This window comes from Desulfonema magnum (genome assembly GCF_017377395.1).
Lineage (GTDB): Bacteria > Desulfobacterota > Desulfobacteria > Desulfobacterales > 4be13 > Desulfonema_C > Desulfonema_C magnum.
Genome location: NZ_CP061800.1, coordinates 1,478,871 through 1,492,415 on the forward strand (window position 1 = coordinate 1,478,871; position 13,545 = coordinate 1,492,415).

8 protein-coding genes and 1 riboswitch are annotated in these 13,545 nt (G+C 44.7%); of the genes, 1 reads left to right on the forward strand and 7 read right to left on the reverse strand.

The annotated features are described in order from the left end of the window. Positions 1 to 5 precede the first annotated feature (5 nt). Positions 6 to 2,165: a hypothetical protein gene (locus dnm_RS05905; protein ID WP_207681771.1), complete on the forward strand. Its 2,160-nt coding sequence runs from the start codon at positions 6 to 8 to the stop codon at positions 2,163 to 2,165. A 231-nt stretch (positions 2,166 to 2,396) separates the two neighbouring features. Here the strand turns inward: dnm_RS05905 and dnm_RS05910 are convergent, their stop codons facing one another. The 7 genes from dnm_RS05910 to dnm_RS05940 form a co-directional block, all read right to left on the reverse strand. Next, positions 2,397 to 4,493, reverse strand: a complete 2,097-nt coding sequence (locus dnm_RS05910; RefSeq protein ID WP_207681772.1) for a TonB-dependent receptor — start codon at positions 4,491 to 4,493, stop codon at positions 2,397 to 2,399. Positions 4,494 to 4,812: 319 nt separating this feature from the next. Next, positions 4,813 to 5,013, reverse strand: a complete 201-nt coding sequence (locus dnm_RS05915) for a hypothetical protein (RefSeq protein WP_207681773.1) — start codon at positions 5,011 to 5,013, stop codon at positions 4,813 to 4,815. Between the two features lie 183 nt (positions 5,014 to 5,196). Beyond that, positions 5,197 to 5,381, reverse strand: a riboswitch (cobalamin riboswitch). Between the two features lie 461 nt (positions 5,382 to 5,842). Continuing rightward, positions 5,843 to 7,273 (reverse strand): sigma-54-dependent transcriptional regulator, encoded by a 1,431-nt coding sequence (locus dnm_RS05920; protein ID WP_207681774.1) that lies wholly within the window; start codon positions 7,271 to 7,273, stop codon positions 5,843 to 5,845. Positions 7,274 to 7,331: 58 nt separating this feature from the next. Then, positions 7,332 to 8,810: a cache domain-containing protein gene (locus dnm_RS05925; protein ID WP_207681775.1), complete on the reverse strand. Its 1,479-nt coding sequence runs from the start codon at positions 8,808 to 8,810 to the stop codon at positions 7,332 to 7,334. A 219-nt stretch (positions 8,811 to 9,029) separates the two neighbouring features. Next, the gene (gene argJ / locus dnm_RS05930; RefSeq protein ID WP_207681776.1) at positions 9,030 to 10,199 is read right to left on the reverse strand and encodes a bifunctional glutamate N-acetyltransferase/amino-acid acetyltransferase ArgJ; all 1,170 of its coding nucleotides are present in this window, start codon (positions 10,197 to 10,199) and stop codon (positions 9,030 to 9,032) included. A 283-nt stretch (positions 10,200 to 10,482) separates the two neighbouring features. After that, positions 10,483 to 11,310, reverse strand: a complete 828-nt coding sequence (locus dnm_RS05935) for a Uma2 family endonuclease (RefSeq protein WP_207681777.1) — start codon at positions 11,308 to 11,310, stop codon at positions 10,483 to 10,485. A gap of 925 nt (positions 11,311 to 12,235) precedes the next feature. Continuing rightward, complete coding sequence (locus dnm_RS05940) at positions 12,236 to 13,246, reverse strand: ABC transporter substrate-binding protein (RefSeq protein ID WP_246556225.1); 1,011 nt, start codon at positions 13,244 to 13,246, stop codon at positions 12,236 to 12,238. Between the last annotated feature and the right edge of the window lie 299 nt (positions 13,247 to 13,545).

Genomic DNA, 13,545 nt, shown 5'->3' on the forward strand with positions numbered 1-13,545 from the left:
AAAAAATGATTGATGAATATCTCAAATCAGCAAATAAATTTCTGATTCACCAAAATAAACGAGCGAAACAGGCAGAGGACTATATTAACGGAATATCAGACAAAGATGCTCTGGAAGAAGCGATTGCCGAATGGTGGAGAAAGTATGCAGCCGGAGAATTCGGTTCGTTAGCCACATCTTTGCCGAATCATATCTCGGATGCTGTTTATCAGGAACCATTGTTTATTCAGACAATGAAGAATTCTTCAGATTTTTTTAAAGACTATATATTATCCATTCGTCCGGAACTACGTGAAGCCATAATTGATATGCTCCAGGAACCTGACAGATCGGATGGGACAGAGAAGGACGCGGCCGGGTGTCTTTTCGGCAGAGTTATCGCACTTGAACTTGCGAAAAATGAATCTGACCCGGCTCAAATGGAACTGGCGTTTTCATGCTTTGAAGTCGTCGGTCAGTTCTGGCCGTCTTTTGAAAAAAATTTTGAAGAAGCCGTGTTTAAACATGGTAAAGCAAGAGAAGAATGGATTGCCTTGTTGTCTGATGTATCAACAGAAATATCCGCTTACTTCAACCTGAATGATCCCACAGATCAAGCCGAAATAAAATTTGAAAAGGCTGAATGGCAGAAAATGGGTAATCCCTTTTATGTTTGGGATTCTCAACCTGGTTTTTATGATGATAAGTTCATTCCCTTTATAAAGCTTGAAATATTGCACAAGCTTGATTTTGAGGCATGGGTTGAAGCCTTGGAAAACCTTCCGCTTCCGCGTATCAAAAAACTCGCCCTTATGCATTCTGAACTGGAGCAGGATCATCAGTCCATTTTGAAGCTGATCAGGGAGTCTTCTCCGGTTTTTGATGAGCGCGGCAAATGGGCGGAGCAAAGAAAAACAGCAGCGCTTTATGGGGTGATGGCCGCGTTCAGGTTTGCGGAAAAAGTTTTTAAAGTTCTCAGTAAAAAGGATCCTGACAGCCTGAAAGACTTGGAAGAACGGGAAATCCCCGAATGGTTTGATCATGTCTTTGAATCGGTTCTCGAAAGACCAGACGGTAAGATCATATCTGCGGGCTTCATTGCCTTGCTCGTCCGTCAGCATGTCGGAGAACTGGTCCGAGAGCATGAGAGAGGCGAGGAAAGAGAATGGTCTCTCACAGAACGTGCGATTGACATTCTTGCTGAAAAGCTGGCTGAAAAATGTAATATGTTGGAACTGATGCAAAATATCTGGAAACTTGAAGAAGAGAGTTTCGGACATGGCAAAGAAGATGATTCCGAAATCAATCATCTCCTGAAACAAGGACTTCCTGTTCTTCAAGACAACAGTATGCAATATTATCTGAGTGCCGTGCTGATAGAAGAATCGCTGTCAATCCGAGACAATAAATATGGAGCGGATGACTCAGGAGAACAATCACCACAAACTCAGAAACTTTGGAATTGGTTCACAGACCTGATAAAGAAGCGAGACCCTTTTATTGACTATATCTGCAATCCTCATTTGCCAGGCGCCTTGAATTGGATATCCTATAATATCGGTCGGATTTTGGCTCAGACGCAGGAACCCGTGAAGGAATTCTCAAAAGCCTGGAAGTCGTTGCAACATCAGCGCAACAGAGTACTCCATCAAATGCCGTCAAATGACATGGCAGCGTGTTATCCGAGCCAATTGCTGATTCGTGTCGGCACAGGAGCAATTCTATGGACAGTTGACAATCCTGAAGAGAGCATGGATTCAGATTCGGCAAAATCGCTCTGGTTTGGCCTTTTCGATTCAGCCTATCATTTATGGTCAATGAAAAGGATTGATGTGAATTCATCTTCTCTTATGCTGCTGAATCAGTGCATTGCTGTTGTCCCTTTGCTATTTAACAAGAAGGATATTGAAAACCCGGTCAGGCGTATAATAGAATATTTTAAGACAGATTCAAAGATGATTTGTAGCATCACCTGGTTGCTGTGGAAAAATGGGTTGCCCATTGCATCCGTTGATTCCCTCCTTTACAAATCACAAGTGAACTTCAGGGATTCTCTGGAGGAAGAACTCGAATTGGTTAAGCTGTCCGGATCCGGGAAAGAAATGATGAAACTTTACGAAGAACTGACGGCCGTGGTAAATGGAAGCAGATCCCCTCTGACAAACTCGGCAGGAGTGCAAGCTTAATCTGAAGTGCTTCGTCTTGTGCCTGAGCCGAGACTATAATCAACTACACACAGAGCAGGAAAAATCGGGAAGCAGGGTTAAATATTTGAAAACAAACCTTGAATAGTAGCAAAATTGGAAAAATAGAAAAAATTGGGGGCGGACATTGGAGTGGTGAAATGAAATTTTAGCACATTTTTTCAGAGGACAGCGGGCGTTAAAAGGTGCTAAAATTTCATTTATGACTTAAAATCAGAAATGATAACTCACACCCGCCTCAAAATAAGCCCCGTCCTGAATATAATAAGCATTATCATATTCACCGTCAGCTCCGGTGAGTTTGCCGGTGGAGTTGCTCACGCGTTCGACCTCCTCATCAAAGATGTTTTTGCCGAGAAACCAGAATTTCCAGTTTTTCATACGGTAAGAGATATTAACGTCAACCGTGGTTTTTGCATCATATTCTATAGTATTCGTATAATCCACATATTTCTTTCCAGTATAGTTTATATCCGCACTGCATTTCAGTCCGTCCAGCGGATAAAGATCAAATCCGAATACGCCGCTGTATTCAGGAATGCCGTAGATATCATATCCCTCCAAATCCTTGAAAACTCTGTCATTTGACGGATGTTCATACACACGCATCTCCCCTGATTTCCACTCGATATTCTGATATGTGCCGGCAAAGCGATACCCAAAGAACGAAGAAACACGACCATCTATCTCCAGTTCAATCCCTTTTGCTTCTGCTTCGCCAACATTTTTCTGACCCAGGGATTTATTGTTGGAATGGTCATAAATGCTTGAAAACTTGTCCTTATAATCTGTGAAATATGTGGTCATGCGAATATTGAAAGCTTTGCTGATCAGATGCTTGTATCCCAGTTCATAGGTCATGGATTCCTCGGGTTTCAGGTCTTCGGGACGGTTCAGCTCACCGCCCTTTTCCGCTGCCCATGCATAATATCGCGGTGTGGGAAACCAGTAATTTCTGCCTGCGGACGCATAGATATTTGCTCTTTTGCTGAGATGATAAGACGGTGCGACAAGCCAACTGAACATGCTGTCATCCTGATCAACCTCGGTCGGAACCTTGTCCCTGAGTTTGATCTCGGCCTTATCCCATCGTCCGCCTATCCTCATGCCCCAATGATCTCCGAAAAGAAAATCATTATCCCAGAACATGCCGTAATGGGTCTCATCAATTTCAAAATTATACTTAGCCGTGTTTTTGTCAGGGTTATTCGGATAAATCCTTGTCTGATCAAACGCCAAGTCTTCAAAAGTGATACCGAAAGAGGGGGTGTAGCAGATACCTCCGAACTCCGCGTTATAGCCCCCGGAAAAGGTGAATGTATATGCGTCCTGCTCCTTGTCGTCATGATACACATTCTTGGGTTTCACATACAGATAATGCAGATCCTTAAAGTCTTCTTCATAGCCGGTCCATGACAGCGCGGAATTTATAAAGGTTTTTTCACTCCTGTGGGAAAGCTCAAGGGCAACATTTGTGTCATCCTGATCCTTTTCCGTGTGCCACCACATGGTGGGGTCTGTTTCACTGACAGGGAAATGGATATCTTCCCTGTAATGCTCCAAATGCCAGTCTTTTTTAACAAATCCGTAAACAGATTTGCTGTCTTTCTGAATGATATTGCCGCGAATCCCGATACGGGTCTGATCCGAGACATTGAACCCGAGTTTCAAAAGACCCGATACTCGGTCGGTTTCTTCATCTTCATATCCATCTGTACTGTAGTTTGAGGCGTTGAGAAAATAGTCCCACTGGTCTGATCGTCCTGAAAGTCCGACATATTCGTCATGAGTGTTCCATGAACCGTATGAAAGGGACCCGTCAAAGCTCAGGGGCTTATCTTTTCTACCCTTTTTTGTAATCACGTTGATAACGCCTCTTGCGGCACCTGGTCCGTAAGCGATTCCCGCGGAGCGCAGCACCTCGATGCGCTCAATCTGGAAAACTGGTATGAAGCTGAATTCGTCATATCTGTAATCACCGATCTTCTGAGGAACGCCGTCTATAAGTATCACAGGCCCTCCTGCCATGGAACTCCTTGTGCCTCGTATGGTGATGGCAGAATTTTTTGAGCTTGTGTCATCCACCCCGGGAATTTTCCTGAGTGCCTCAACAATATCCTTAGCCCCTGTCTCCTCCAATTCCTCAGCCGTTATGATGGAAATACTTGCCGGAGTGTCCAGCATTTTTGACTGAGTTGTGGCAGTCACCACAATTTGATCCAGTTTATGGACATCTGTTTTCTCATCCTGAGCAATCGCGTTGCTTACCAGAAAAAACACCAGCAGAATTGGGACAATACATCTTTTCATAAATAATCTCTATCTCCTTTTTCTAAAAAAATTTTGTCACCTCCAGACCCTCTGATCCGAAGATGCCCTTTTTTAATCACAAATCGCAAATCATAAATAAGTACCGAACCATAAATTTTCCGACATTTGCTTATAAAAAGAGAGGCCGCAAAGAAACCCGGCTTTTTCCGGCGGGGAAGGCGCCCTGTCCGGATAAAAAAAGCCGGGTTTCTTCCTGTGCCGCAACTTGTTGTCCTGTATATAAAAAAAATGTACAAAAACTTTTGCCAGATACTTAAATTGCAAATTACAAATAAATCACAAATCACAAATGACTCTCCTATAAACGGTCATGATTTGCGATCACAACGAAGCATGAAAGTGAAACCGGAATTTTATCAAGCACTGCTACTGAAAAAAGCAGTTTTTTTTCAAGCGATATCTCCCGGTTGTATATCTGAGCACTCAGTCCGAGTCCTGTCTTTATTCCAAATACGGAAAAAGCGGAGAAGATACCGGTTAACCAAAGGTGTTTCAACATATTACTCATTCTCCTTTTCTCATAAAAAAATTCAGCCTGCCACGCATAATAAAATATATAATTTTTTCAGATAGTTAATGGTGATAGTCTGAATACAAAAAAAATCCCGAGTCGAATAAAATTCGATCCGGGATGCCCCTTTTTTATCCTCGAAATCTCAGTGTCTGTCAACGTTCCGCGAAGATCAGACGTTTTTTTCAGGCAGGTCTTCTGACTTTCAGATCATCCTATTTGCCACACCTTCCCATCCGAATAATTGAATAGTGGTATTATGTGGCGTTCGTCCCTGATAACAGCGGCGGGTCCGTTCCCGATTTTCACGGGATTCCCTATTAAGCTATGACAGCACCTTGAATGTCTCAAAATACTGCTTATTAAAAGGCATGTCAATAAAAAATAAAAAAAATTATGATTATAATGCCTTTTGGAAAGACCATTCATCCGGCCCCCTCGGAATGAATATCCCTGAACGATACAGAGATACGAAAATATTCGGAAGATATTTATGAGAATAAGACACAAAAAAAACCCGCGGACAACAGGGAGACATATCCGAAATTTACGGATATGTTTGTAAATGACTGATTTCAAGTTTAAAACCTGACAGATGCTGATACTTGATAATCAAGTTTTCTGATCCGATCCGGTCGGACAGCTTGTCATTTCGTTCGGACGACCCGACTGAGCTTGTTGTCGAAGTCTGATTTCGCCGAAGCCTGTGAAAGCAGGAATCCGTTTTTTACCGATGCCGCGATTCCGGGAGCGGTGGATTCCTGCTTTCGCAGGAATGACAGAAAAAAATTTGATCATCGAGTGATAAATTAAGATATTATCCTGAGTTCTGCCCCCTTTTTTTTAGCCTTTTGCTCAGTGCCTGCTGTGATATCCCCAGCATTTTGGCAGCAACAGACTGATTCCCGTCTGCCCGTTTCATGGCTTCGGCCACGACCAGTTCCGTGGCCTCCTTTATGGTGGGCAGCCGCTTACCTGAAAATATGACCGGCGACGCGTCATCCGCGTTCTGTTCCCCGCAAGAAGGGTTTTCAGAAGTGTGTTCCGGGCCAATGTGGAATCTGAACACCTCCAGAGAAAGTATGCCGGATTTGTGTCTGCTTACAGCATCAAAGATCATGGATTTTAATTCTCTGATATTTCCGGGAAAAGCATAATTTTTAAGCAACGTGAACAATTCCTTTGGCGGGGTCGGCTTTTTCTTTTTCAGACTGTGCGCGGCCTCATCCAGAAAGTGATCCGCGAGCAGCGGAATATCATCCAGGCGCTCACGCAGCGGCGGGATATAAATGCGATGGGTACGGAGCCTGTAATTCAGGTCTTTGCGAAATTTACCAGCCTTCTGAAGTTCCGCAAGATTCTGATTGGTGGCGGCCACAATCCGGGCATTTGTCTGTTTAGGCTCATCCTGACCCAGGGGCAGATATTCGCCTTCCTGAAGAAGCCGGAGCAGCTTTACCTGTGACGCATGATTCAGGTCTCCGATTTCATCCATAAACAAAGTGCCACCGGCCGCCTGTTCAATCAGCCCGCTCCGTACCCGTTCCGCCCCGGTAAACGCCCCTCTGACATGCCCGAAAAGGGTATCTGAGAAAACATTGTCATCAAGTCCGGCCACATTCACGGCAATAAAATTCCCTTTAAGACCGCTGAGGGTATGCAGGGTATTGGCAATCAGCTCCTTTCCCACGCCGGTCTCCCCCCTGATCAGTACGGGCTGAGATGTGCGAGCGATGGACTCGATATATTGAAAAATGAGCAGCATTTTCTTATTGTTGGTGATAATATCCCTGAAAGCTTCGGGCTTTTCCAGTGTGTCCGCCAGAATATGCTGTTTGAGCGCGAGGTTCTCACGTTTCAGTTCCTGAAAAGAGATGGCGCGGTTGATAGCCGTGATCAGCCGGTCTTCTTCCACAGGCTTGACAATATAGTCAAATGCCCCGGATTTGATACACCGAACAGCCGTTTCCACATCCATTGCCCCGGTGACAATAATGATCGGAACATCCGGAATCTCCCGGGTGACTGTGTCCAGCAATCTTTCCCCGTCAATATAGGGCATATTCAGGTCCAGAAGCATAACGTCAATTGCCTGTCCGGAAAGAATATCCATGACGCGCCTGCTGTCCTGACAGGTGATAATATTGTTGAAACCGGCCATCTGCAAAGTGGTGTCAATGGCCAGGAGAATCGCCTCTTCATCATCCACAATCATAATGGGATGCGACGGATTCAGCATATCACTCATTGTACTCCCTCCGTGCTTCCTTTTTTTCGATATATAGCAAATTTCCAATTCTCAATTCTCAATTCTCAATTCTCAATTCCGGAAAGCATGCCCTGACAGTTGTTCCCTTTCCCGATGCAGAAATAAATTCCAGTGTTCCGCAGTGGTCCTGCATAATCCTTTCCGAAATAGCCAGTCCCAGACCCGTGCCGCCGCTGTCCCGTTTGGTGGTAAAAAAAGGGTCTGTGATTCTCTGAATCACATCCTGCGGAATGCCGGTTCCCTCATCCCGGATATGGATAAATACACACTCGGATTCAGCATCATATCCTGTGGATACGCTGATTGCCCCCTGGCTGTCCCGCAGGGACTGGCAGGCGTTCACCAGCAAATTGATGACAACCTGTTCTATCCGCTGGGCATTGCCTCTGAACGCGGGCAGATCTGCCGTATAATGGGTTGAAAAATTATCAGTGGATTTTTTGATCAGGTTGGACACAAGCCCGATGGCCTTTTGGGTGACATCATTGACATGAATCACGTCGGACATTTCAGCCGGCTTATCCCGAGCAAAGTCCTTGAGATCAGTGACAATCTCTTTGACCCGCCTGACACCGTCCTCAATGCTCGACAACAGAAAAGGGATCCGCTCCCGAATCCGGGTGTAATCCATATTTCCCACACGGAACTCCCCCTTTGTCCGGCAGTGTTCGTCCAGGATGGGCAAAACAGAATCCCATACTTTCTGAAGGGTCGGCGTGTTCAGCATGACAGATGTGATAGGATTGTTAATCTCATGTGCCACGCCTGAGACCAGGGTTCCCAGTGAGACCATTTTGGCGGCATGGAAGAGTTGCTCCTGACGCAGCCTGGCCTGTTCTTCGGCCCGCTTTTTCTCTGTTTTCACCATCACACTCCGCCAGATAATATACGAAGAAAGCGCCATGATGATGACGAGTATTCCCAGACACATCAGGGTCAGATGCCGGGTGATGGTAGCAATTTCATTGCGAACATCTTCCACATATATCCCGGTACCCACGATCCAGCCCCAGGGTTCAAAGCCTTTTACAAAGGAAATTTTCGGGACAATCCGGCTGGGATCGTCTTTCCATTGCCATTGATAATTCACATATCCGGCCCCATACGCGCTTACGGTTTTGACAAATTCGACGAACAGCCGCTTTCCGCTCGGATCTGCAAAATTGGAAATATTCTTTCCTTCCAGATCAGGCCGGTAAGGGTGCATGATGATGCGGGGGTGCATGTCATTAATCCAGAAATAATCTTTTAATTCCGGCCCGTAACGCAGGCTGCGAAGATGTTCAATGGCCGATGCCTGGGCTTCCCCGAGGGTGAGCTGACCGTTTTTTTCCTTTTCCGCATAAACATTCAGAGAACTCCACGCTACTTCTGTCAGTTCGCGAATAACCTCACGCTTTCCTTCGGTGAGTTTAGCTTCCACGAGCGGGAGTATCAGCAAAAAAATGGTCATGACAAACAGAAGTACTGTCAGCACCACAGGAAGAATAATTCTTACTGGTATTGTCTTAAACAATTTCCTTATAATTTTATTCTCCATATTTGTCAAAAAGGAGTGCGAAAATTTTATTTTCGCACTCCTTGTCTTGGTTCGCTGAATAACTATCACTCAATAAGGCAACTCGAAATAAATAACATACCCGATACAAAAATGTAGGGTGGGTGGAGCGAAGCGCAACCCACCTTGTGCGGTGGGTTGCGCTTCGCTCCACCCACCCTACGTTCTGAATAACTATCAGGAAGAATAATACGCTGCGTTTTCCTCTATATAACCTTCGGTCAGATCGCAGCCGTAAGCCGTGGCCTGTCCCGTGCCGACATTCAGGTTTGCTGTGATTTCAACATAATCACCGCTTAACAGCTTTCTCACTTCAGCCTCGTCAAAATCAACTCTGGCTTCATTTAAGTAAATGAGTTTGTTGTTCACTTTAATTTCTATTTTTTCAGGCTGAATTTCACAGGCCGTACATTTCCCGATTGCCATGAGAATTCTGCCAATATTGGGATCAGCCCCATATGCCATGGTTTTCACAAGCGGTGAATTGATAATTGCCTTGGCAATAAATTTTGCTTCGTCTTCTGTTTTGGCACCAAGTATATTCGCCAAAAGCAGTTTGGTGGCACCTTCTCCGTCTCTGGCAAGCATTTTTGTCATTTCAATGCAGGCAAACTGTAATGTTTCTGAAAAGCGTTTTTCATCCACTTTCCCGGCCAGGCCGTTTGCCATGATAAGGCAAGTGTCCGAGGTGCTGGTGTCTGTGTCCACAGATAACATATTGAATGATTTGTCAGCAGCTTTGCGAAGCATATCATCTAACACAGGCGTTTCCATCTCAGCATCTGTTAAAATATAAACCAGCATGGTCGCCATGTTCGGTTCTATCATGCCTGCACCTTTTCCGATAATGGTTATCACCGCGTCATCAACCGACACAGACAGGGCCTTGGGATAGGTGTCTGTTGTCATAATTCCTTCAGCGCCTGCAATGGGATCATCATTTAACAGTTTGGAAATACCCTTTACGCCTTTCTCAATTTGTTCTATGGGCAACGGCTTTGCAATAACACCGGTTGAACTCATTATCACTTCATTCTGCGGAACACTGAATTCTTTGGAAACTGCAATCGCCATTCTCCGAGCGTTTTCAATGCCTTGTCTGCCGGTTCCGACATTACTGACCTTGCTGTTTACGATAATGGCCCGTAACAACCCGTTTTTAATAATTTCCCTTCCCAGAATCACCGGACATCCTGGAAATTTATTTTTCGTAAAAATCCCGGCCGCGTTTGCTCTGACTTCCGAATAAAAAACAGACAGGTCGTTCCCCTTGTCTTTAAGCCCGCAATTTTTACTGGCACATTTAAAACCTTTTGGCATGATCGCCTTTTCATGAAGTTTCATCATATCTTCCCTGTGTTCATATGTTCTCGGTAATAACTTACCGGTATTATAAATCTTTCATGCAACAATAAAAAACAATTTGAAAAATTGTCTTACATCCGGACAACCTGTCAGAATTTATTTGGTCATACATTTTAAGTAAGTAACCAACCAAAATTTTTCGGTATCCGAAGACCTGCGAGGTTTTGAAAACCTCGCAGGTCTGATGGCGGCTTTATACCTGAAAATTTATGGACAGGTACTTGGCTTATTTATAATGCTCCTGTCGGATGAGTAAATCCGATGCTCAGAGTTCAGGATTTTCCGGATCAATCCCCAAAGATCGGAGTTTTGCTGCCAGACGTTCCGCACGCTGTTTTTCCGAAATTAGCTGGTTTTCAGCAGCTTCGGCACGTTGTCTTTCAGCTTCGGCACGCTGTCTTTCAGCTTTGGCTCTCTCTGCCCCGGTCTGAATAAGGTTTCCCTCTTTGTCACACCATCGCAGCCATAGCCCGTGCTTTTCCTCGAACTCCCCTTCCCACAGCGTCATTTCAAGCCCGATATGCGTGAGTCGGCGATCTGCTTTTGGGACATACTGTCCTGCCAGCAGTTCGTAAATCCGTAACGCGTCTTTCTGAATCAGCTGCTGCGGATCGAAAATAATGTAATACCACACCCCGATCTGAGCATATTTTTGAAATTTTATGTTGGTTTCCCCGCCTTTGGTATTTGATACAATTTCGACAGCGACCTCCGGCGGCTTTCCGAATTCCCACAGAAAATAGGAGCGGTTCTTCTTATCCCACAGGTCATCTGCCACCTGAACATCCAGACTCAGAAAAATATCCGGCACAATTGGCGGTGTTTTGGTGGCGTGAAAAATCCCCACATTGGCCGAGGTCAGAAAGTGTCTGCCCGGGTTCCACGAACTGTTCAGCGATTCCGTGAGAAGACGTTGCTGTTTTTCAGAAAACAAGTTGTCCACGGGTGTGTCATCCTCCGTAATGATATGACTGATATCCGGCGGTTCGGGAGCCTCCCAGTTGTTTACGGAATCCTCTGTGACAATATGACTGATATCCTGCGGATCAGGGGCTTCCCAGTCATTTTGGGATAATGGCTGTAATGCTTCCATATCTTTCTCCTATGAATCCGTACAACCTGATGATCAGGTTTTTCCGATCTCTGTCAGTAATTCGCCTCCCTCACCGGAAACTGTTTTTGCCACTTTGAATGATCTTTAATTATGATGGCAGTGAGGCAAAGTGTGGGAGCGAAATCAAAGAGATTGCTGACTTTCTGCATAGCTAATGCGTATCATCATTCTGTCATTTTCTGCAAGATAAAAATCGCTTCAAACCTGGCCTTTCTGTCTGTGTCCGCATCCGCCGCATATATGCCGCTCATACTGTTCCTGGGGTGATGAAAATGTCACAAACCGGGCTGACAATTGCGATCCCATTTTTATTCCGCAAATTTTTTATGACTTAAAAATCAGGCAGTTAAAAAATGAGGGGAACAAAAACGGGATCAGCTTTTTCAGAGCCTTGGAAACATTTTCATCACCCCATACTGTTCCTGTCCGCGGTGCGTAAAATTTTTAACTTCAGAATGATGCACTTCGGTAAAATGTGAAAACAAAATTTTTCGACCTGTGCGGTTACAATTTTTGTAGGGTGGGTGGAGCGAAGCGGAACCCACCGAAATTCAGTAAACGGTGGGTTCCGCTTCGCTCCACCCACCCTACATCTCTCTTTAATTTCAAATAGCTATATTTAAACGCACAGGTCGAAATTTTTTCAAAAAACCGGAAACAACTTCCCTTGGGATATGGCGAATCAGAGGAAGAGTCGGTCATTGCATACGAACAGAAACACCTGACCAACATTACATACGGAAATGTTTTTGCGGGGGAATCGGGCCAATCCTCCCGGAAAAGGCGGTTTCCGGGAGGACAGATATGTCCCGGCACAGGCCCGGACAGGCCCGGTTCGAACAGCATTCAGATCTGTTCGAACCAGGCTGTAATACCGCTGATATTGTTCATCACAGCTATTTGTTTACTTTAAAGCAGCTTTGACTTTTTTCGCCACATCTTCAGATACCCATTGGGTCCACAATGTCTCATAATTTTTCAAAAACCAGATTGCAGCATCTTCAGCCTTGGCATTGCTGTTCTTCATGTAAGAAAGGAATTTGTTACATATTTCCTGAGTGGTCTCATATTTTTTGAGAAATTCAACCAGATCAGGCGCTTTCTCAGGCACTGCCTTGTGAACCGCAATATTCACCTTTACAGCAGGATAGGCACATCCTTTGGTTTCATTCCAGACCTTTTCATCAAATGCCGGCTCTTCAAGCGGTGTCATATCAAATTCTCCCAGGGGCCAGGTCGGTGCCCAGTAATATCCGAACCAGGGCTTTCCTTTTTTATACGCGCCGGCCATGGAACCGCTCAGAGCAGCATCCGACCCGGGCAGAAAAAGATTATAGTGTTTGTCAAGCCCGTAAGCTTTGAATTTTGCCCTGTTGACTTTTTCACATCCCCAACCCGGAATACAACTGTAGAATCGCCCTTTGGACGGATCTTCAGGGTCTTTAAAGACTTTCCAGTATTTTGCCATATCATAAACGGACTTCAGATCCGGGGCAACAGGTTTGATGCCGCGTTCAGGATCCCCTTTGATAATGTAAGTGGGAACCAGAAAACCCTGCCAACTGTCTGAAAAATTGGACCCCAGATCAATAAAAGCACCTTCTGCTATGCCCTGGTCATAAATTTTCTGATTATTCTCCACCCAGACTTCCATAATCACATCCACATCTCCCTTGCGGAGACCTGCTATGAGCATAATTGAATCTCCGGGCATAAGCTCCACTTCGTATCCCATACCTTTTTCAGCGATAAATTTTACAATCCGATCATTAACATATGCACTGTCAAAGGCAAGGTCTCCGATAACGATCTTTGTTTTGGCAGCAGCCATGCTTACAGAAAACAGCAATATCAAACATACAATCATACTGACAAACGAAATTCGAATAACGGTTTGTTTCCCTTTGTTTTTCATAATACCATTTTTCCTTTGTATAAGGATAGTTGCGTTTTTTTTATTTTGTTTTCAAATGAAGAATTTGAAAACCCGTCCCATTAACGATTTCCCGTGTTTTTTCTTTTTACGGACATCAGCAGGGGCTTTTCTTCTGATGCCGAGTAGTCATCAGTTAATTTTTTATTTTTATACAACCTCCTTTGCTTAAAATTAAGCTGTCTGAGAATTCCACTTTTTGCGATTATTTATCTCCCTTCGACAAGCTCAGGGAACGCGACAGGCTCAGGGACCATGTCGTTCCCTGAGCCTGTCGAAGG

Bases quoted from the DNA above. Each gene is read 5' to 3' on its own strand.
- dnm_RS05905 (WP_207681771.1), top strand. From the start codon at position 6: ATGATTGATGAATATCTCAAATCAGCAAATAAATTTCTGATTCACCAA.
- dnm_RS05940 (WP_246556225.1), bottom strand. From the start codon at position 13,246: ATGAAAAACAAAGGGAAACAAACCGTTATTCGAATTTCGTTTGTCAGT.
- argJ (WP_207681776.1), bottom strand. From the start codon at position 10,199: ATGATGAAACTTCATGAAAAGGCGATCATGCCAAAAGGTTTTAAATGT.
- dnm_RS05915 (WP_207681773.1), bottom strand. From the start codon at position 5,013: ATGTTGAAACACCTTTGGTTAACCGGTATCTTCTCCGCTTTTTCCGTA.
- dnm_RS05910 (WP_207681772.1), bottom strand. From the start codon at position 4,493: ATGAAAAGATGTATTGTCCCAATTCTGCTGGTGTTTTTTCTGGTAAGC.
- dnm_RS05920 (WP_207681774.1), bottom strand. From the start codon at position 7,273: ATGAGTGATATGCTGAATCCGTCGCATCCCATTATGATTGTGGATGAT.
- dnm_RS05935 (WP_207681777.1), bottom strand. From the start codon at position 11,310: ATGGAAGCATTACAGCCATTATCCCAAAATGACTGGGAAGCCCCTGAT.